The organism is Prochlorococcus sp. MIT 1300, from assembly GCF_034092375.1.
Taxonomy (GTDB): domain Bacteria; phylum Cyanobacteriota; class Cyanobacteriia; order PCC-6307; family Cyanobiaceae; genus MIT-1300.
Window position 1 is genome coordinate 735,877 of the sequence record NZ_CP139302.1, and the last position, 18,943, is coordinate 754,819.

The 18,943-nt window shown below is 44.5% G+C and carries 20 protein-coding genes; 7 read left to right on the plus strand and 13 right to left on the minus strand.

From position 1 onward, the window contains the following. The first annotated feature begins 6 nt into the window (after positions 1 to 6). Positions 7 to 993, plus strand: a complete 987-nt coding sequence (cysK, locus tag SOI83_RS03915) for a cysteine synthase A (protein WP_320677338.1) — start codon at positions 7 to 9, stop codon at positions 991 to 993. Here cysK and queA read toward each other — a convergent pair. From queA to lipB, 5 genes are all read right to left on the minus strand, one after another. After that, positions 990 to 2,102 (minus strand): tRNA preQ1(34) S-adenosylmethionine ribosyltransferase-isomerase QueA, encoded by a 1,113-nt coding sequence (gene queA / locus SOI83_RS03920; RefSeq protein WP_320677339.1) that lies wholly within the window; start codon positions 2,100 to 2,102, stop codon positions 990 to 992. The genes cysK and queA overlap by 4 nt on opposite strands. A 63-nt stretch (positions 2,103 to 2,165) precedes the next feature. Beyond that, entirely contained in the window at positions 2,166 to 3,548 is a 1,383-nt protein-coding gene (locus SOI83_RS03925) for a dihydrolipoamide acetyltransferase family protein (RefSeq protein ID WP_320677340.1), read from the minus strand. 68 nt (positions 3,549 to 3,616) lie between these two features. Next, complete coding sequence (locus tag SOI83_RS03930) at positions 3,617 to 4,060, minus strand: YlqD family protein (RefSeq protein WP_320677342.1); 444 nt, start codon at positions 4,058 to 4,060, stop codon at positions 3,617 to 3,619. A gap of 74 nt (positions 4,061 to 4,134) precedes the next feature. Beyond that, positions 4,135 to 6,081 carry an AMP-binding protein gene (locus SOI83_RS03935; protein WP_320677343.1) on the minus strand — a complete coding sequence of 649 codons (1,947 nt, stop codon included), beginning with the start codon at positions 6,079 to 6,081 and terminating at the stop codon, positions 4,135 to 4,137. Positions 6,082 to 6,192: 111 nt separating this feature from the next. After that, entirely contained in the window at positions 6,193 to 6,915 is a 723-nt protein-coding gene (gene lipB / locus SOI83_RS03940) for a lipoyl(octanoyl) transferase LipB (RefSeq protein WP_320677344.1), read from the minus strand. On the opposite strand from lipB, the gene hpf reads away from it, so the two are divergent. From hpf to SOI83_RS03965, 5 genes are read left to right on the plus strand one after another with little or no spacing between them, the layout of a single operon-like run. Beyond that, on the plus strand, positions 6,898 to 7,485 hold the full coding sequence (hpf, locus tag SOI83_RS03945; protein ID WP_320677346.1) for a ribosome hibernation-promoting factor, HPF/YfiA family: 588 nt from the start codon (positions 6,898 to 6,900) through the stop codon (positions 7,483 to 7,485). The two genes, lipB and hpf, sit on opposite strands and share 18 nt — an antisense overlap. A 13-nt stretch (positions 7,486 to 7,498) precedes the next feature. Continuing rightward, on the plus strand, positions 7,499 to 8,182 hold the full coding sequence (deoC, locus tag SOI83_RS03950; RefSeq protein ID WP_320677347.1) for a deoxyribose-phosphate aldolase: 684 nt from the start codon (positions 7,499 to 7,501) through the stop codon (positions 8,180 to 8,182). Next, positions 8,179 to 8,979: a DNA repair protein RecO gene (gene recO / locus SOI83_RS03955; protein ID WP_320677348.1), complete on the plus strand. Its 801-nt coding sequence runs from the start codon at positions 8,179 to 8,181 to the stop codon at positions 8,977 to 8,979. The genes deoC and recO overlap by 4 nt, the downstream gene beginning before the upstream one ends. Before the next feature lie 50 nt (positions 8,980 to 9,029). After that, positions 9,030 to 10,397 (plus strand): MFS transporter, encoded by a 1,368-nt coding sequence (locus SOI83_RS03960; RefSeq protein WP_320677349.1) that lies wholly within the window; start codon positions 9,030 to 9,032, stop codon positions 10,395 to 10,397. A gap of 30 nt (positions 10,398 to 10,427) precedes the next feature. Further along, a complete protein-coding gene (locus tag SOI83_RS03965) occupies positions 10,428 to 11,705 on the plus strand; it encodes a glycosyltransferase family 4 protein (protein ID WP_320677350.1) in 1,278 nt (425 codons plus the stop codon). On the opposite strand, the gene proC is transcribed toward SOI83_RS03965, so the two are convergent. The 7 genes from proC to SOI83_RS04000 form a co-directional block, all read right to left on the minus strand. Beyond that, the gene (gene proC / locus SOI83_RS03970; RefSeq protein WP_320677351.1) at positions 11,608 to 12,435 is read right to left on the minus strand and encodes a pyrroline-5-carboxylate reductase; all 828 of its coding nucleotides are present in this window, start codon (positions 12,433 to 12,435) and stop codon (positions 11,608 to 11,610) included. The genes SOI83_RS03965 and proC overlap by 98 nt on opposite strands. Positions 12,436 to 12,437: 2 nt before the next feature. Then, complete coding sequence (locus SOI83_RS03975; RefSeq protein WP_320677353.1) at positions 12,438 to 13,025, minus strand: cell division protein SepF; 588 nt, start codon at positions 13,023 to 13,025, stop codon at positions 12,438 to 12,440. 141 nt (positions 13,026 to 13,166) lie between these two features. Beyond that, positions 13,167 to 13,829: a YggS family pyridoxal phosphate-dependent enzyme gene (locus SOI83_RS03980; RefSeq protein WP_320677354.1), complete on the minus strand. Its 663-nt coding sequence runs from the start codon at positions 13,827 to 13,829 to the stop codon at positions 13,167 to 13,169. A 10-nt stretch (positions 13,830 to 13,839) separates the two neighbouring features. Continuing rightward, positions 13,840 to 14,106, minus strand: a complete 267-nt coding sequence (locus SOI83_RS03985) for a PipX family protein (protein ID WP_320677355.1) — start codon at positions 14,104 to 14,106, stop codon at positions 13,840 to 13,842. A gap of 17 nt (positions 14,107 to 14,123) precedes the next feature. Then, complete coding sequence (locus SOI83_RS03990) at positions 14,124 to 15,038, minus strand: energy-coupling factor transporter transmembrane component T family protein (protein WP_320677357.1); 915 nt, start codon at positions 15,036 to 15,038, stop codon at positions 14,124 to 14,126. 3 nt (positions 15,039 to 15,041) lie between these two features. Further along, entirely contained in the window at positions 15,042 to 16,409 is a 1,368-nt protein-coding gene (der, locus tag SOI83_RS03995; protein WP_320677629.1) for a ribosome biogenesis GTPase Der, read from the minus strand. A 137-nt stretch (positions 16,410 to 16,546) separates the two neighbouring features. Continuing rightward, positions 16,547 to 17,032 carry a DUF1823 family protein gene (locus SOI83_RS04000; RefSeq protein ID WP_320677358.1) on the minus strand — a complete coding sequence of 162 codons (486 nt, stop codon included), beginning with the start codon at positions 17,030 to 17,032 and terminating at the stop codon, positions 16,547 to 16,549. Between the two features lie 60 nt (positions 17,033 to 17,092). On the opposite strand from SOI83_RS04000, the gene dusB reads away from it, so the two are divergent. Then, the gene (gene dusB, locus SOI83_RS04005) at positions 17,093 to 18,079 is read left to right on the plus strand and encodes a tRNA dihydrouridine synthase DusB (RefSeq protein WP_414153432.1); all 987 of its coding nucleotides are present in this window, start codon (positions 17,093 to 17,095) and stop codon (positions 18,077 to 18,079) included. A gap of 25 nt (positions 18,080 to 18,104) precedes the next feature. On the opposite strand, the gene cobI is transcribed toward dusB, so the two are convergent. Then, positions 18,105 to 18,875 carry a precorrin-2 C(20)-methyltransferase gene (gene cobI / locus SOI83_RS04010; protein WP_320677360.1) on the minus strand — a complete coding sequence of 257 codons (771 nt, stop codon included), beginning with the start codon at positions 18,873 to 18,875 and terminating at the stop codon, positions 18,105 to 18,107. Between the last annotated feature and the right edge of the window lie 68 nt (positions 18,876 to 18,943).

Below are 18,943 nucleotides of genomic sequence, written 5' to 3' on the forward strand. Positions count from 1 at the left end.
TTACGCATGTCACGAATTTACGAAGACAACAGCCTTGCCATAGGAAACACCCCTCTTGTGAGACTGAACTCGGTCACAAAAAACGCTAAAGCAACCGTTTTAGCCAAAATTGAAGGTCGCAATCCTGCTTACAGCGTCAAATGTCGAATTGGCGCAAACATGATCTGGGATGCTGAAAAGCGTGGGGCACTAGATAAAACCAAAACCATCGTTGAACCCACCTCAGGCAATACAGGCATCGCCCTTGCTTTTACAGCTGCAGCAAGAGGCTACAAGCTAATTCTCACAATGCCTGAGTCAATGTCTCTAGAAAGAAGAAGAGTCATGGCAGTACTTGGAGCCGAATTGATCCTCACTGAAGCAGCTAAAGGCATGCCTGGTGCAATCGCCAAAGCAAAAGAAATAGCCGACAGCGATAAAAATAAATATTTCATGCCTGGACAATTCGAAAACCCCGCTAATCCAAACATCCATTTCAAAACCACCGGTCCTGAAATATGGGATGACTCGGATGGAGCAATAGATGTATTGGTTGCAGGAGTAGGAACAGGCGGGACGATTACAGGAGTTTCTAGGTATATAAAACAAGAAAAAGGTAAGCCAATCACCTCTGTAGCGGTGGAGCCTTCGCATAGCCCAGTCATTTCTCAAACCCTTAATGGGGAAGAAGTGAAACCAGGCCCACATAAGATCCAAGGGATTGGAGCTGGGTTCATACCCAAAAACCTGGATCTTTCTTTAATAGATTCAGTCGAACAGGTAACAAATGAAGAGTCGGTTGCCATGGCCCTTCGGCTAGCACAAGAAGAAGGTTTATTAGTAGGAATTTCTTGTGGGGCAGCGGCAGCTGCAGCAATTCGACTTGCTGAAAAGGATGAATATGCCGGCAAAACAATTGTTGTCGTCTTGCCAGATATGGCAGAACGCTATCTTTCATCAGTGATGTTTGAGACTGTTCCGACAGGAATAATTCAGGAACCAGTTCCTGCTTAATGAAGCTTTGCGCTTGGTAAAACTGCCTCAGGGCTTATCCACATAGCATCTCCATAAGAAAAAAACCTATATCTTCTTTCTATTGCTTCTGTATAAAGTGCTAATAGTCGTTCTCTACCTATCAAGGCGCTTACCAAAAGGAGTAGAGAGCTTTTAGGCAAATGAAAATTAGTCAACAAACCGTCTACGACTCCATATTGATATCCAGGTTTGATAACCAAGTCAACTGGTTCGCTAATTGCCTTTAATTGACCGCCTCCTGCAAGGCAAGCCCCTTCCAGAGCTCTAACACTAGTTGTACCAACAGCAATAACTCTGCCACCACGAGCTCTACAAGCTTTAATTGAATCAACTACTTCTTCTCTAACTTCAACCCACTCACTATGTAATTCAAGATCCCTAAGATCTTCTTTTTCAACAGGTCTAAAAGTTCCAAGTCCTACATGCAGAGTTACGCGAGTCTGCAATATCCCCCTTTTAGATAAGGCTTCCAACAATTCATCACTTAAATGCAATCCAGCTGTAGGTGCAGCAACAGCGCCTGGTCTTGCTGCATATCGAGTCTGATATCTATGATTATCTTTCGGGTCATGTCTCTGAATATAAGGAGGTAATGGCACCTCTCCATATCTTTGAAGAAGCACCTCCATAGTCTCTCTATCGCAAAATTCAATGGGGAACTGCACGACTCGTCCCCCTGTCTCAGGATCATTTGATATCACCTCAAGACTTATTGGTTCCTGCTCAAGAGCTTCTACCCAAAGCTGATCACCAGGCCTCATCCTTTTGGCGGGCCTACCAAGACACAACCATTTGCCATCCCCACGTGGCTCTAGTAATAACAATTCAGCGCGTCCACCCCCTGAGCGTCTCACACGCAATCTTGCCTTCAAGACCCTTGTGTCATTCAAAACTATTAGATCCCCAGGCAGCAATTCCCTATGCCAATCCCAAACTTGAGCATGCCTTGCGCCAAACCCATCCTTGGAAGGTTGATCCACAATTAAAAGCCTTGCGGAATGTCTTGGATTCACAGGGACTTGAGCTATGAGGCTTTGGTCCAGCTCATAGTCGTAAGAACTTAATAAAGAATCTCTTAGGTCCGTCACGCAATGAAGAAAACAGCTTTGATAAAGGAAACCCTTGCAACAAGTAACCAGCCTTAATCACTGTCAAACAACAAGTTCTTCAGGTTGGGTTTCAAGCAAATTCGCTAAATCCTTAAGGAAAGCAGCACCATCTGCACCATAAACAACCCGATGATCAGCAGTGAGATTTACCTGCATCTGACGCTTAACTGAAATTGAGCCATCCTTACCAGCAACAACAACAGGCCTGGAGGCGGCTACAGCAAGTATTGCCCCAGTTCCAGGCGGCAAGACTGCATCAAAACGATCAACCCCAAACATCCCCAAATTGGAAACTGTAAAAGTTCCAGTGCTGTATTCATCAGGTTGTAATTGCTTTTGGCGAGAACGCTTAACCAGATCAGCCCATTGTTTAGACAAGTCAAAAAGTCCTGTTTTGTCAGGGTTTTTCAGTACAGGAGTAATCAGTCCCCCATCTTCCATAGCAACTGCCACCGCTACATTCACTTGAGGTGGATAGACCATTCCTTCAGTGGAGCAAGCTGCATTTACTTGAGGATGACGTGAAAGGGTTATCCCCACGGCTTTAACAAGAAGCGCCGTCATAGTTACTCCATTCGGCTTAACTTTCTTGTAAAAAGCATCAAGCTTGTCAGTGGTAATGGAATAACCAACTCTGAAGCAAGGCACCGACAAACTTGCTTCCATATTCCTATTTACAGCTAACTGAAGCGTATTGAAAGGAACAGTTTCTCCAGGAGATCCAAAGCTCTTGCCCTTAGGAGGGCTTGAGGATTCTTGAGAGGAGGAAGAAGTAGTACTACTACCGCCTGCAATTGAAGTTGAAGTTGAAGTTGAACTATTAAGCGCAGGTCCATTGCTTTCCGCAACCCAAGGGACCGTAATGGGTTGGCCTATAGCAGCTTCCACATCCTCGGCTTGTATTCGTCCATGAGGGCCACTCCCAAGCACTGTCCTTAAATCAACTCCTTTTTGAGAAGCAAGTTTTTTCGCCCTCGGAGTAGCAACAATCCTTCCATCATTTACTGCAACTGGAATTACGTTGCTAGGAGTGCCTGGTGCTGAAAGTTCTGGAGGGGGGGTAGTTGCTGCTACTGCGGGAGCGGGCGCGGAAGCGGGAGCGGGCACGGAAGCGGGAGCGGGAGCGGGATCCTCTATAGGCGAAGCAGCCTTTGCTGAAGACTGAACTTCTTCTATCTCAGCCTCAGTCTCAACTATCAAACCTATCGTTTCTCCAACTGGTGCAGTACTCCCAGCTGGCATCAATACAACAGCAAGATATCCATCTTGAAAAGACTCAACATCCATATCTGCTTTATCGGACTCCACCACAAGGACCGATTCACCTCTGCCAACTTTCTCCCCAGGTTTTTTCAACCACTCAACTATTTTGCCCTCCGTCATGGTGGAGCTAAGGGCAGGCATAAAAATGTCGTGCGTTGCCAATACCTTCTCCAGAATGGTCCTATGGAAACAATTTTAGAGACTGATTGAACCAAGCCATTAAGAACTGTTCAATCTTGCTGAATTGCCTCAACTACCCCATCACGAACCACTACAGCTACTTGCATTTTGCTCACAAGATTGTCACCTACCTTCAAGTCGCAAAAGCTGTCAATTTGTCCCTGATCAACGATTTGCTCCATTTCCAGTTCACGAACCTGAGCCTGCTGCTCAAGCAAATTTCGCTTCTGTTCTTCCAATTCAGCTCTTTTTGCAGCAACTTGTTGCTGCACTTGCGCCACCTGATCCTGGACACGAGGGTCTAATGGATTCGCACTTTGGCTCCGAACATCATCAACAACTTGCTGTCCCTCCTTTTCTAATTGTGCTAATTGCTGATCTGACGTTGAAATTGCATTACTCAACTCTCTCTCAGCTTCTTCCTTCCAAGCAGGAGTGACTACAGCCCGAACAGTGATAGAGCGCTTAATTGAAAGGTTGTTGATAGAAGACATGACCAAGCATTTTCTATTGGATAAAGCTCTCAACGAGGAGGCTTGCGACCCACTAAATAAATCATCTTGCTGTGCTAGCGGCTATAGATATCGGCAATCGCAAACTGATCTCGTGCAGAAATATTCTCACGCCTTTGCTTCAGAGTCTGTGTAAGAAGCCCATTCTCAATGGTAAATGCATCGACTAGAGCTATGCCAATTACGCGTTCTTCAGAACGTGAAGAAGGTCTTTGAGCAAGCAATCTATTAATTTCTTGGCTGAGACTTTTCCTGACAAAAGGGTCTCCAGGAGACCCACCTAAATCTTTGGGGAACGAAAATCCTAAATTATTTGCCCAAAGCAATATCGAGGGAACATTTGGAACAATCAAAGCCCCTAATTTCTTCTCATCTTGTCCAACCATCATTACCTGATCAAAAAGTGGACTGGCCACAAGAAATTCCTCTAAAGGAGATGGTTCAACATTCTCCCCACTGCTAAGCACAATTGTGTCTTTTGCTCGACCTGTAAGCACTAACGAGCCATCTGGCAAGAGCATTCCCAAATCACCAGTATCAAACCATCCATCACGGTCAAGAACTTTTGATGTCTCTTCAGGCTTACCTAGATAGCCATTCATCACCTGCGGCCCTCTAACAAGCACAAGCCCTCTTTCTCGATATTTTCTCAACTCCCTGGTTTCAGGATCAACAATTTTAAATTCAGTCTTAGGCAAAGGGGGGCCTGATGTACCTCGAATATTCCGCCAGGGCCTGCGACAACTGACGACTGGACTAGTTTCAGTCAAACCATAACCAACTAATAACTCCACTCCAAGGGATTCAAAAAACACATCTACATGAGGTGCAATTGCCCCACCGCCATTAATTGGAAACCTCAATTGTCCCCCACAAAGTTTCTCTAAAACCTTTGGCCAAAGCAATAAAGATGCCAGCCTATGCATAGGCCATCTCCCAACAGCCTCTATAAATGAAATCAATTTGTTAATTGGAGATATAGGTTCTACTGTTAAGCCCCTCGTCCTTCTCCAGGAGACTCTCTGAGCCGCACTATTAGAAAGAGCTTTCTTTATTATCCATCGACGGTGAGGAGGCAACGCTTTGATTGCATCATAAAAACCTATCTGAATTGCTTCCCATAGCCTGGGAACAGTAGCCATAACCACTGGCTTTATCTTTGGAAGATCACGCTTTAGTTCCTTAATAGTTGTATAAGTTTGAGTACATCCACAAGAAAAAAAATAATACTCAGCACTCCTTTCATATGCATGCCAGATAGGCAAAACACTCAAAACAGGAGAGCCAACAGCCGGGTAAGCAACACAAGCCAAAGATTTCATCTGATGCAAAATATTTGCATGTGTCAAAGGAACTCCTTTTGGTTTACCTGTTGTTCCTGAGGTATACAAAATAGTCGCAGTAGTGACTTCAGCGGACTTGTGGTCTCTATCAGCAAAAGGGTCTGGTGCCTTTAGACCAATCCCTGCATCAAGAAAAGATTGCCAATCTAAAATGCTCTCCCTATCTGACTTTCCTTCTAATTGCAATATGAACTTAAATTCCTTCATTTGAGTATTAGTTAAAGAGAGCTTATTCAAAAGCTCAGCATTTTGAATAATCAGAGCTTTAGCCTTGGAATCGATAATGATGTAATTGAGTTCTTCTACTGGGGAAGAAGCCCCTCTAACTGAATCGGCCGCTCCCACTCGCATGAGGCCCTGATCAGCTATCAGCCACCTTGGACTATTTTCAGCGAATAGCGCCACTACCTCTCCATGGCGAATCCCTAATGAATAAAAAGACGCAGCTGCAGTGGAAATAAGTTCAGATAGCTCTCCATAGGAAAAACTCTCTGGGTGATAAGCATGAGGAGCCTGTACTGCAAGAACCTGAGAGTGTTTATCCGACAACCAGGGCCAAAGCTGATCTATACGATCTAATTGATCAACATGATGATGAGAAGTCAAGGCCTTCTCTTCTTGCTTATCTGGAGACCAAAATGCTCTTGCAAATCCAACCATCTTTTCAACTTCAATTTTGCCAAAAGGCTTCAATAACCAACTTATTTACATATGACTGAAGTAACCACTTTCCTTACGCCTTAGAAGCAAATGATTCCCTGAAAATCTTTACTATTCAGTCTGCCAAACCAAGCCAAACCGTTTCCTTAAAGATTCCCGAATCAATGGCTTTACGTCTGCCACCTCAAGGCCTGGAATCCAATTACTCAGCCGATCTACAGATTTTCCTCTTAATCCACAGGGAATAACTTGCTTAAACCCCTCTAACTGACAGTTCACATTTAGAGCCAGACCATGCTGAGTAATCCATCGCTTACATCCAATTCCTACTGAGGCAACCTTCCGCCCATCAAGCCACAAACCCGTTAAGCCTGGCATACGACTCCCGCTCAACCCCAAAGACTTCAATACTTCAAGACTGACCTGCTCAAGCTCTCGCAAATACCAATTCAGGTCAGTTTTGTAATTATGAAGATCTAGAACGGGATACACCACAAGCTGACCAGGCAAGTGATGAGTAACTTCTCCGCCACGATCAATTCGGAACAAAGCTAAAGGAGGTTTATTTAGATCAAATAACAAATTGTTCTCATTAGCCCCTCTACCAAGGGTGTAACAGGAGCAATGCTGTAACAACCAAACAGCCTGTTCCGAAGAGGGTTCCTTAAGCAGCTGAGCCTGCCAGTTACGTTGCCAATCCCAAGCAAGCTGAAAAGGCACCAAACCTGTCGGCTCAAAAAGAAAAGTCGAGAAAGACTTTGCTGATGCACTTGATTTAACTAGTTTGCTCTTATCAATGAATGCAGGAGTGCCGGAATGAAGCTGCTTATCCATGGAAGGAACCTGGAGCTAACACCTGCATTGCGTGACTACACCCAAGCAAAGCTTGAGAAAGCCGTCCATCACTTTGGAGATATGGTGAAAGAAGCGGATGTTCATCTATCAGTTGCAAGGAACCCAAGAGTGCCACAACAAACTGCCGAAGTAACCGTTTTTGCTAGCGGAACAGTGATTAGAGCTCAGGAAAGAAGTGAAAACCTATACGCAAGCATTGACCTTGTGGCCAGCAAACTCTCCAGACAACTCCGCAGATACAAAGAACGTCATGCAGATCATCACCATAGTCCTGGCCACAGCGCCTCGTCGACACCCAACACTAAAGACCTGACTCATGAAACATCCATTGAGGGCTCTCTAATCAAAGGGAAAGAAGCACATTTACCAAACCCAGGAGTAAGACGCAAGTATTTCCCTATGCCGCCAATGAGCACCGAAGATGCTCTTCACCAACTAGAGCTAATAGACCACGACTTTTACATGTTTCGTGAAAGGAATACTGGGGAGCTACAAGTTGTATATAGAAGAAATCATGGTGGTTATGGACTAATTCAAGCAAAGAATTGATATCAATAGTCAGATGCTTGAAGCAAATTCTGGAGGGAATTACAAGGAATTAGCTCCTTTCATAAAGCAAGCAATGCTTGACCCTCATCAAGACAAAGAAGAGATTAAAGGGTTCATTGATTCAGCATGTCATTTTGGGTTCTCAGGCATTTGCACAAGCTTGAATCAACTACCACATGCGCGTAAACAACTTGGGACTACAGGTAAAACAAAACTCATTGCCGTAATTGCCTTTCCCTTTGGCGCAATTCCAACGGAAATGAAATTGGCCGAAGTAGAATGGGCAGCAGAACATGGAGCAGAAGAGCTAGATATTGTTCCGAATTTCTATGAGCTAAGTCTGAACCAAAGTATGTTCTTCGCAGAGGAAATTGCATCCCTGTGTGAACCTGGTTTACCTGTAAATATAGTGTTAAACATGAACAAATTATCCAGTGAGGAACTATCACTTGCAGTGAATTCTTCTATTGAGGCAGGAGCTCAAGGTTTACAAACCAGCAATGGTTTTGGCCCAGCCGTCACCCCCGGCGACATTCATCAACTTGTTGAGATAACAAAAGGTCGTTGTTCCATTAAGGCAGCTGGTGGCATTCACAAGCTTGGCCAAGTTGTTGAATTAATAGAAGCAGGTGCGAATCATATTGGGACTAGCAAAGGAGCCGAAATCATGCAAGAACTCCGCTTAGCAAGTTCATGAGTTCTGAAAGATACCTTGAGGGATTGGTCTTAAAGGTTGGGCCTCTAGGAGAAACCGATCGCCTTATATCCCTGCTAAGTGACGAGGAAGGGTTAACTCGTTTGGCAGTTCCAGGTGCAAGAAGACCACGTAGCAAAATGGCTGCAGCATTACCACTAACTTTTTTAAAACTTCAAGTTGTTGGTCGAACTGGCCTAAATAGAGTTCGCCAACTAAAAGTTCTTAAGAGCTTTGGCAAGCTTGGGCTAAAGCTTGAAACGTTATCAGCAGCACAAGCACTAACAGATTTGAGCATGATGTTAGTAGCACATAATGATCCTGTGCCAGGACTCCTAAGTACGCTTCTAATGCATTTGGAACGACTTGAAGCCTTAAGCAGAATTAGTCCTTTTGAGCAAGAGTCAACTTTGGCCAGTAGCGTTCAATCATGTCTTCATCTTCTAGCACTTGGTGGTTATGGAATCCCTATACAAAGTTGCTGCAAAACTGGCAAGCCATTAGATCCTCCACTAGGAGATTGGGCTTGGCGTTGTAGTTTCTTACCCGAAGAAGGGTTCGTTATAGGAGCTCTTCCAGGTGCCGCAGTTCAATTGAATCCATCTGAACTTGCCTTGCTACAAATACTCCCCCGTCCCAATCTCCCCTTCCGAAAGAATGGCGAATTATTAGGGCCTAAAAAAGTTTGGCTTCGACTACTTTCAGTAATTCAGTATTGGATTAAAGCACACTTGAATCGAAACATTAAAGCTCTATCGATGTTACAGACTTCTGTAATTGAAGAAGATGAGAAAAATTAACTTTGAAACGCACATGACCAAAACTAAAAGCTTCTTGAACGATTGAAAGCATGCTCGAAACAGAGTCGCCCGCAAGCCCAAAACAAGCGGAACCAAACCAAGGATTAAAAGGATTAATCCACTTAGATGGATTTAAAAAGCTATGGATTGGACAGGTTTTCTCACAATTAGCTGACAAGTTCTACATCGTTTTAATGGTTTTTTTAATTACTCAAAACTGGGTAATAAAGTCTCCACAAAGCAATGGTGAGCTAGCGGATATAGCAGCAGCAATACGTATGCAGATTGAAACGCCTGGTCAAATGATCACACTTTTAGCTACGGGGATATTTGTTGCCAATACAATCCCTGCGATAGCTATGGGATCGATAGCAGGGGTATGGGCTGATAGATGGCCTAAACGCAGCGTAATGGTGGCATCAAATGCAGTAAGAGCATTTCTAGTTCTATTTACCCCTCTATGTCTTATCCCTGGACCTCTTTTTCTTGGAATCACATGGGGATACTGGGCACTAATTTTAATGACATTTTTCGAATCAATTCTTACAAACTTCTTTGCCCCTGCCGAACAAGCAGCAATACCAATGTTGGTACCAAAAGGGAACCTCCTTGCAGCCAATTCTGTTTATCAAGCAACAAGTATGGGCGCAACGATTGTTGGGTTTGCACTTGGTGAGCCAATACTCCAACTCTTACATAAAGCTTTTTTGCCCATGGGCTTCACAGGCGGCGAATTCTTACTCCTCCCATTTTGTTATGGCATGGCTGCCCTGAGCATAAATTCGATGAAGCTCAAAGAGCAGATAAAGCTCACCAATAAACAAACAACTGTCTTGCAAGAGATAATTGATGGTTTAAAAGTTGTTCAAGATAGACCAAAAGTTCGTTCGGGAATAGTGCATTTAGTCCTTTTGTATAGCCTTTTAGCAGCGTTGTATGTATTAGCCATAAGCCTGGCATCCTCAATTGAAGGACTAGGTCCTGCAAGGTTTGGGACCCTTTTAGCAATGAGTGGAATAGGTATGGCTGGCAGTGCGGTTCTTATCGCACAAGTTGGTCATTGGTTTAGCCGCAGACGACTCACTGCCACCGGTTTAGGAATCATTACATTCAGCTTGATAATGCTTACCCAAGCAGAAGGCTCACAAATACTAACTCTTGTTTTCTGTACATCACTTGGATTAGGAGCAGCTCTAGTTGCCATCCCAGCCCAAACCACAATTCAAGAAGAAACACCCGTTGACCAAAGAGGCAAAGTTTTTGGCCTTCAAAACAGTCTTATAAACATTGCTCTTAGCTTGCCATTGGCTCTGGCTGGTGCACTAGTGAGCCTATTTGGATTATTACCATTGCTTTGGCTTTTGGCAGTAATAGCCTTAATTGCAGCATTATTAGAACATCCATGGCAGCGCTGCTAACTTTATTAGTGGCTTAATGAGAAGTTATAGGTGGCTCACATCGCTTGGTTAGGTAAGAAAACGCCCTTTTGCGGAAATGTAACCTATGGAATCAGCACAACAGAAGCCCTAAGGCAACGAGGCCACCAGACGAGTTTTATTCACTTCGATAATCCAAGCAATCCAGGCAATACAAAAACCTCACTACTTGCAAACGACCCGGAAGTAAGCCTTCCATATCTCGTGAAGTCTCAGGTTTACACCATCCCTTCACCTGGCGCGCAAAGAGAACTCAGAGAATCACTTGAAAGGCTTCAACCAGACCTTGTTCATGCCAGCCTCACTCTTTCTCCTCTTGACTTCAGACTTCCTGATCTCTGCCAGCAACTTGGCGTTCCCCTTGTTGCAACGTTTCACCCACCCTTTGATGCAAGCATCAGAAACTTAACCGCAGGTACTCAACAACTCACATATCAACTTTATGCTCCTGCTCTAGCCAAGTACGACAGAGTAATAGTCTTTTCAGAACTTCAAGCAGAAGTTCTATCAAAGCTAGGGGTAAGGGATCACCGTCTTGCAGTAATTCCTAATGGCGTGGACCCAGAGTGTTGGACACCAGTTGCGCCCCACCGTACTAGTCCCAAAAAGACAGAAATCAGAAAAAGACTTGGCTCAGAGCGAGTTTTTCTATACATGGGAAGAATCGCCACTGAAAAAAATGTTGAAGCACTATTGAGAGCTTGGAGACTTGTAGAGCCATCTGGTTGTCGTCTAGTTATTGTTGGCGACGGACCATTGCTACCTACTCTGCAAAATAACTATGCATTAGCCAATAATTCAAATGTGCATTGGTGGGGCTACGAGTCAGATCTAAATACAAAAATTGCTTTGCTTCAATGTGCAGAAGTATTTCTCCTACCAAGCCTTGTTGAAGGTCTTTCTCTTGCCCTCTTAGAAGCAATGGCTACTGGTACAGCATGTGTCGCTACAGATGCAGGTGCAGATGGAGAGGTTTTGGAAAATGGTGCTGGGATTGTTCTCAGCACACAAGGAGTAACTACTCAATTAAGAACGTTGTTACCCGTTCTACGAGACCAGCCAGTACTTACTGCGGAACTTGGTAGGCGTGCTAGAGAGCGAGTACTTGAAAGATACACTTTGACAAGAAATATCGATTCTCTTGAGAACTTGTACAGTGAACTACTTATTAATAACTCAAGCTTAAGAAGAACTAAGCCAACTCTCGACTCCTCTCAGCCGCAAGGACAACCGCCTCAATTAACGCCGAACGAAAACCTGCTTTCTCGAGATGACGCAATGCAGCAATAGTCGTTCCACCAGGAGAGGCGACCATGTCTTTCAATTCACTTGGATGAATGTTTTTTTCCTTAAGCAACAACGCAGTACCTCCAAGGGTCCGACTGGCAAGATGAAGAGATAAATCTCGCGATAATCCAGCTGCAACTGCCCCATCTGCAAGAGCTTCAACCATTAGTGCGACATAAGCAGGGCCAGATGAAGTTAAGGCCAAAAAAGCATCTAAATTTGATTCAGGAAGCTCTAACACCTCACTAACAACTACAAACAAATCTTTTACATGTTTTTTCTCGTTTTGGTTAATGCCATCTCCCCATGAGATTCCTGTGAGTCCTGCACCCACCAAAGCAGGTGTATTAGCAACAACACGAACACAATTATGATTTGGGAACAGAGATTGCAAGCGTTTTAAAGAAACACCTGCAAGCAAAGAAATTAGTAATGGCCGAGCAACTTTATAACTTAACTCGAGGTCCTTAGCTTTAATTGCAACTTGCTCTAATTGTTGAGGCTTCACTGCAAGAAGTTGAATTGGCTGATGCCAAACTCCCACGGAGGCTTGGTCCTCAGAAGAAAACAAAGTTAATCCCTTGGGTAAACTAGGGCGAAGGCTATTAACACTTTTTTGACGGCCAACTACAGCAAAAATCCTTTCAGGAGTAATTTTTTGCTTTTCTATTAATGGAAATACAAGTGCCTGGGCCATGCGACCCAGGCCTATCACACCCAGGGAAGAAAGCACGATTAGATAGCGGCAGCAGTCGCCTCTCCCCATGCAGGTGCAGGTGCAGGTGCAGGGCTGCTGTCTTGTGTGTAGGACTCTGTTGTTGAATCCATACTTACTGTTGTAGGAGCAGATACATCATCTTGACTTGCATTCGTGACAGTCACGCAACTAGGCGCAAAGAGGAAGATACTTTCCCCTACTCGCTCCTGATGTCCATCAATTGCGAATGTTCCTCCTGCCACAAAGTCAACAGCTCGCTGAGCCTGATCAGGTTCCATCATCGTGAGATTTAATATCACAGTCTTACGCTCTCGCAGAGCCTGAATAGCACTGGGCATTTCATCAAAGCTCCTGGGTTCCATAAGACTTACCTCCGATGCTCCACTGGGGATACCAGGCATCCCAATCACATTGGATCCTGAGATGCCTTGACCCAAGCCAAAAGGATTCGACTGTGAAAGCGAGGCAAGTTCACCACCTAATCCAGGAGATCCTCTGTGATCGTCATCAAAATTGTCACTTGCCTCGTAATCAAGCTCGTCATAATCGCTGTCCAAATAGTCGTCACCAGCGACGACGGCACGAAGACGGGAAATAAGCGACACCGTTGGAATCCTCTCTATTGGGCGTTGAGGTAAGCCGACAAATTGCCGACATTTAGGAGCCATTTCCTCAAAGAAACAACTCAACCTGATACCTGAATAGCGCTCCAAGCAGGCAGAGGCAAGGCTCTGACAAGTCTTTGCTTATATCTGTGAGGAATTTGTTAAAGAAGGACACCTAGCCCCAAACAAAGAAGAACCGAGTCGTAGCCAAGTAGCTCCTGCCTCAACAGCCTCTTCCCAGTCGGAACTCATGCCCATAGAACAATCTGATAAAGAAAACTGATTAGCCAACTCACGACACTCAATGAAGAGCTCTTTACGGTCTTGCAAAGAGAACATCATTGGAGGCATCGTCATCAATCCCTTTAGCTTCAAATTCGGAAGGTGGCTTAGAGTTTTCCAGTCCTTCAAAAATTGCTCTCTACTCATCCCTCCTTTAGTGGGGTCTTCACGCAATTTCACCTGAATCATTATTTCTGGTCGAACTAATTCCTCTCCAGCAATTCTGGATAAACGTTCTGCTAAGGACAATGAGTCCACAGAATGAATAACAGCAAACGCTTTTAATACCGCTCTGGCTTTATTTGCTTGAAGTCGACCAATAAAATGCCATCGCAGATCTGGGATGTCTTGTAGAGATGAAATTTTAGGCAATGCTTCCTGTAGACGACTCTCTCCAAAATCTTTTTGGCCGAGTTCTGCAAGACATCGAATTGAGGTTGCAGAATGCCCTTTACTTACCGCAAGCAAGTTAACTCCTACAGGTAGACAACTCGATATCTGATGCCAACTAGAGGAAAACATCTAGCAACTCTTAGATAAACGTTTGCTGGAACAATTCTGCCCATCGACCGATCTCTATAGAAGATTCTCTTCTGCATCGTGCAAGATGAACCTCAGCATGATGGCGTGCATCTTGATAAGGGATGATCTCAAACTGCGCGCCTCGAGGTTGCAAGGTCACCAGGAAAAAGATCCGCTGAGCATATAAAGTTGCATATACATCTCTACCCTCGCCAGCAGGTGCTACAAGATAAAGCATCCCAAAAGTAGGATGATTGAGATAATGCTCGGCGCTCAATTCCTTCAGTGATTCATCTATAACGCACCGTACTTCCCTCTAAGGCTAAGAACAAATACAAGCAAACATCCACACCATAAGTTCAACCAGCGCATCCCCCCCCCTGCAATGGTTCTTGGCTTGAAATAAGAAATAGGGATACCCACCCCTCCACGCGCCAAGAAAGCATCAGCACCTTGCTCAGCGCGCAAAAGAATATTGTTCAACAAGCGTTCTCCCACAGAAAGAATAAGCGCAAGAGAAGATTTAATGCCCAATTGACGGAGGCTAACGGCTCTACTGGCCAAAGCACGTAGAAGATTCTGCAACTCTTCTTGGACTAATGGCAAAAACCTCAACGCAAGCAACAACTGAAAACTAAGTCTTTTAATTGGAAAACCAATTAAGCCCAGAGGGGTCAAGAACCAATTGAAAGACCACATCACATCCTCTGGCGATGTAGTAATCAACATCAAATTGACACTATGAGCCAAAGTAAAAATCAAAGTAGAAGTCTTTATGGCTAGTGCGATGGAGTAGCGATTAAGAACTAAGGGGCCCAACGAAAAAGTCTTCCATTGGAGTGGTCCAATTCGCACTAACTCCCAAGATGGACTCTGAAGAACTACACCTGAAACCTCCACAGGTGACCGCAAAGGCAATACTGCTGATGGTTCTCCTGAGGGTAAAAACAAAGCAAATATGCCAACTGAAATCGCAAGAACTAACAACCAACCAAGTGGACGCAACCAAACCCGAACTGAGACCCCACTACAAAAGGTAATTACCAAAAGTGTAATAGCTAGAAAAACCCGCCAAATCACACCTGCCAAGACAGGGGTAACTAAAAACATCAACACCCAGGCAATCTTGAGTCTTGGATCAATATTTCGTAGCCAAGATGGCGTCCCTACCACATATTGACCAATTGGAACTTGTCTCAACCAATCCATAAGTCAAGAAGAACGATTCTGCTGTCGAGCCAACTCTCGTTCAGCAGCTCGCTGCTGTTTCCCTCTCCAAAACAACTTGATAGGTGTACCTTCAAACCCAAGACCTTCTCTTAAATGTCTCTCCACATAACGCCGATATGTATCTCCAAACAACTTAGGGTCATTAACAAAAAGGGTGAAACTTGGGGGTTGACTTGCAACTTGTGTGCCGTAATAAAGCCGTCCTTGACGTCCACCTCTAGTAGTTGGAGGAGTACGCCATCTCAAAGCCTCCTCTAAAACCTCATTGACTACAGATGTGCTTACTCGACGTCGATGTTGTTCCACAGCGAGAGCAGCTAATGAAAAAATACTCTCAACACGTTGGCCATTAAGTGCAGATGTAAACAACATTTGAGCCCAGTCAAGAAAATAAAGCTTGGCTCTGAGTTCTTTTTCCATTAATGGCATTGTGTGACTATCTTTCTGAACCGCATCCCATTTATTTACAACAACCACACAAGCACGTCCATCGGCCTCAATCCTTCCAGCCAGTCGCTGATCTTGCTCAGTAACTCCATCTAAAGCATCAATAACCAGCACGCAAACGTCACTGCGAACAATCGCTTTAAAACTACGATTTATCCCAAAAAACTCTGGGCCATAGTTGACGCTTCTTCTGCGCCGTATTCCTGCGGTATCAACAATTCTCCAGGCCTTCCCTTCTTTAATCAAAGAAGTATCGATGGTGTCCCTAGTGGTTCCTCGTATCGGACTAACAATTGCTCTTTGCTGGCCAGATATTGCATTTAAAAGACTTGATTTACCAACATTCGGTCGCCCAACAATAGCGATTTGGATTGGATCATCGTCATCATTTCTTGACTCTAGTGCGGGAAGCAATGCAACCACACGATCCATCAAATCTCCTGTCCCTGCACCATGTATTGCAGAAATGGGGAAAGGCTCTCCCAAGCCAAGTCTCCAGAACTCTGCTGCCATAGCAAGGCCTTGACTAGGAGACTCACATTTGTTAACAGCAACCAAGGTTTTGCATGGATGTCCTCTCAACCACTCAGCAATAGCTTCATCTGCAGCAGTAATACCCTGCTGACCATCAACAATGACTAATGCTACAGAAGCTTCTTCTAAGGCTAAGTTCGCCTGCTCACGAATCTCGGGCAAAAATTCGCTGTCATCATCAAAAACAAGCCCCCCCGTATCAACAACCTTGAACTCTCTCTCCCCCCAAAAACCATCCTGATAGGTCCTGTCTCTGGTTACACCAGGCTCATCATGAACAATTGCCTCTCGACTATGACAAAGCCGATTTACCAACGTGGACTTACCAACATTCGGGCGACCGATGATTGCGACTATCGGACTCGCCAATTGCATTCAACATGAATTAAATACTGACACTACATAGTTCTCGAAACAGAAGCCAATTTTCGCCTTAATCAGACATCAAAACCGCCAGCTTGACCTTCACCCCCATCCCCAAGGGAATAGCCCAAAAGGAAACACTATTACTGAACCAAGGGATCTCCTGGATGACCTTGTAATGGATTAGATGGAGGTGGAAAAATTTTAGGCATAGGCCCCTCTTCAAGGAGCTCCTGCCCCTCTTGAACCAACCATGCTAAGAGCCAATTCACTACTGTTGCCCTCCTGGTTCGTCGTGGATACAACTCACCAATTCGATAACCAGCAAAATTCAAACTCTGCTTGAGTAATTGCTTGTGCTCTTTTGGGATAGATCTTGTCAGATGTACTGAAGCACGCCGCCCAACAATCACCTCCGGCGCCTCTGGAAAAGCCAGTGCCCACTTCTCTGGTGTGGTTGGGCCTGCATGCCATACCTTGACGATTCCATTAATTGGCAAATAACCCAATCGCTCCCAGACAAGCTGAACCACAAAAGAGTCTGTAATCTGGTCATCAAGAATCCCTTTTAAAAGAGTCTTGCTTAACGGCCAAAACGAGGATTCATTCTCATTCAAAAATGATGTCAAAATAAAATCCCAAGAGTTGATTAATTACCAAGGAAATTTCTCAACGGATAGATGCAAGAAATGGATTCTGCAATAACCCTTCCAGGAAGAGGTACACAAAGAAGACTTTATTGCAGGGTTATCCAATCCCCATTAGCAGGAGTCAGTGACCTTACTTTTAGGACTCTAATAAGGCGTTGGGCTCCAAATGCCTTGCTATTTACCGAGATGATTAATGCCACCAGTCTTCACCTTGGACTTGGAAATTACAAAATCACTGATATATCTAGAGAATCAGGTCCAATAGGTGTACAACTTTTTGATTATCGCCCTGCTGCGATGGCAGAGGCAGCTAAGCAGGCAGAAGCAGAAGGAGCGTTTCTCATAGATATAAATATGGGTTGCCCAGTCAAAAAAATTGCTCGCAAAGGTGGGGGCAGTGGGCTACTAAGAGACCCAATACTGGCGGAACAAATAGTTAGCAGCGTTGCAAATTCAGTAAAAATTCCAGTTACCGTAAAGACTCGACTGGGATGGGACAAAACAAATACCAACCCTGTCAAATTTGCACACAGACTTCAAGAAGCCGGCGCACAATTACTGACTTTGCATGGACGCACCCGAGAGCAAGGCTTTGCTGGCAACGCAAATTGGGAGGCAATTGCTGTTGTCAAAGAAGCTCTGAAGATTCCCGTGATCGCCAATGGCGACATAACCAGCGTTGATAGCGCTATTAAATGCCTGGAGGCATCTAATACTGACGGGGTAATGATTGGGCGAGGAAGCTTGAGCTCGCCATGGCTCATTGGCCAAATAGATGCCGCACTAAATGGTGAACCAGCCATACAAGCGCCAAGCCCGAAGGAACGCATCCAATTGGCAATAGAATATTTGGATTGCTTAGTAACCTTAAAAGGTGACCATGGATTATTAGTGGCCCGCAAACATTTAAATTGGCTGTGCCATGACTTGGCAGGAACAAATTCGCTCCTGCCAAAGTTAATGAAAGAAAGAACCCCGAGTAAAGCTATTAATCTTCTTGAAGAGCATGTCAAATCAATGCCATAAAGTCAATACAGAAAACATATTTTAATCAATTCCAAGGCATCACATCAGGCCAGGATTGACGTATTAACAACAAAGAGAAATATGGCTGAGAACCACTACTAGCATTAGCTGCGGGCACAACTTGCTGATCGGACAATCCAAGGTTCTTGGCAAAAAGAGCCCTATCCAAAAGACCTTTTCTTTCAAGCAAAGGCCTAACCCATTCCCAACGATCTCCAAGCTTAAGAAGAGCAAGTACACGCCTGAAAGAGGCAGCTTCATCTAACAACTCTTCCAAGTCAACCAATTGATCAGGAGTGGGCAATATCAAAAGTTGGTCCTGTTGAAAAACCAAAGGCCATAAGCCATTTGCCGCTGCCGCTGATATTGAATTAATACCAGGAATAACATTCACCATGCACTCAGGATGTCGGTCTTTTAAATCCAACAACACATAAGAGCCCGTAGCAAAAAGAGAAACATCCCCCTGACAAAGTAAGACAACTCTTTCGCCATTCTCCACTTCCCTCACAAGTAAATCACTAGCCAAACGCCAAGCCTTTTTCTTTGGAGCAGATTCACAAACCATTGGAAAGACCAAAGGTAGCCTCTTCTGGTTTTCGTTAATCCACTGCGAAGCAATTGTGGCTGCAATGCCAACAGCGCCTTCTTTTGCAACGGGGTAAGCAACCACCGTTGCAGATTTAATTTCTTGCACAGCTGCAAGAGTAATTAAAGAAGGCTCGCCAGGGCCAACCCCAACAAGTGTCAGAGTATTGGGAGAGGAGTTAGAACCTGCCAAAGTCGCATGGTTCATGCACACATATGTCTAATACCCCAAATTAGGCCTTACAAGACAAATCATATTCATGCTATTCAACAAAT

Coding starts and splice junctions, on each gene's coding strand:
- cysK (WP_320677338.1), top strand. CDS start 7: ATGTCACGAATTTACGAAGACAACAGCCTTGCCATAGGAAACACCCCT.
- SOI83_RS03930 (WP_320677342.1), bottom strand. CDS start 4,060: ATGTCTTCTATCAACAACCTTTCAATTAAGCGCTCTATCACTGTTCGG.
- SOI83_RS03935 (WP_320677343.1), bottom strand. CDS start 6,081: ATGGTTGGATTTGCAAGAGCATTTTGGTCTCCAGATAAGCAAGAAGAG.
- hpf (WP_320677346.1), top strand. CDS start 6,898: ATGAAGCTGCTTATCCATGGAAGGAACCTGGAGCTAACACCTGCATTG.
- lipB (WP_320677344.1), bottom strand. CDS start 6,915: ATGGATAAGCAGCTTCATTCCGGCACTCCTGCATTCATTGATAAGAGC.
- deoC (WP_320677347.1), top strand. CDS start 7,499: ATGCTTGAAGCAAATTCTGGAGGGAATTACAAGGAATTAGCTCCTTTC.
- recO (WP_320677348.1), top strand. CDS start 8,179: ATGAGTTCTGAAAGATACCTTGAGGGATTGGTCTTAAAGGTTGGGCCT.
- SOI83_RS03960 (WP_320677349.1), top strand. CDS start 9,030: ATGCTCGAAACAGAGTCGCCCGCAAGCCCAAAACAAGCGGAACCAAAC.
- SOI83_RS03980 (WP_320677354.1), bottom strand. CDS start 13,829: ATGTTTTCCTCTAGTTGGCATCAGATATCGAGTTGTCTACCTGTAGGA.
- SOI83_RS03990 (WP_320677357.1), bottom strand. CDS start 15,038: ATGGATTGGTTGAGACAAGTTCCAATTGGTCAATATGTGGTAGGGACG.
- dusB (WP_414153432.1), top strand. CDS start 17,093: ATGGATTCTGCAATAACCCTTCCAGGAAGAGGTACACAAAGAAGACTT.
- cobI (WP_320677360.1), bottom strand. CDS start 18,875: ATGAACCATGCGACTTTGGCAGGTTCTAACTCCTCTCCCAATACTCTG.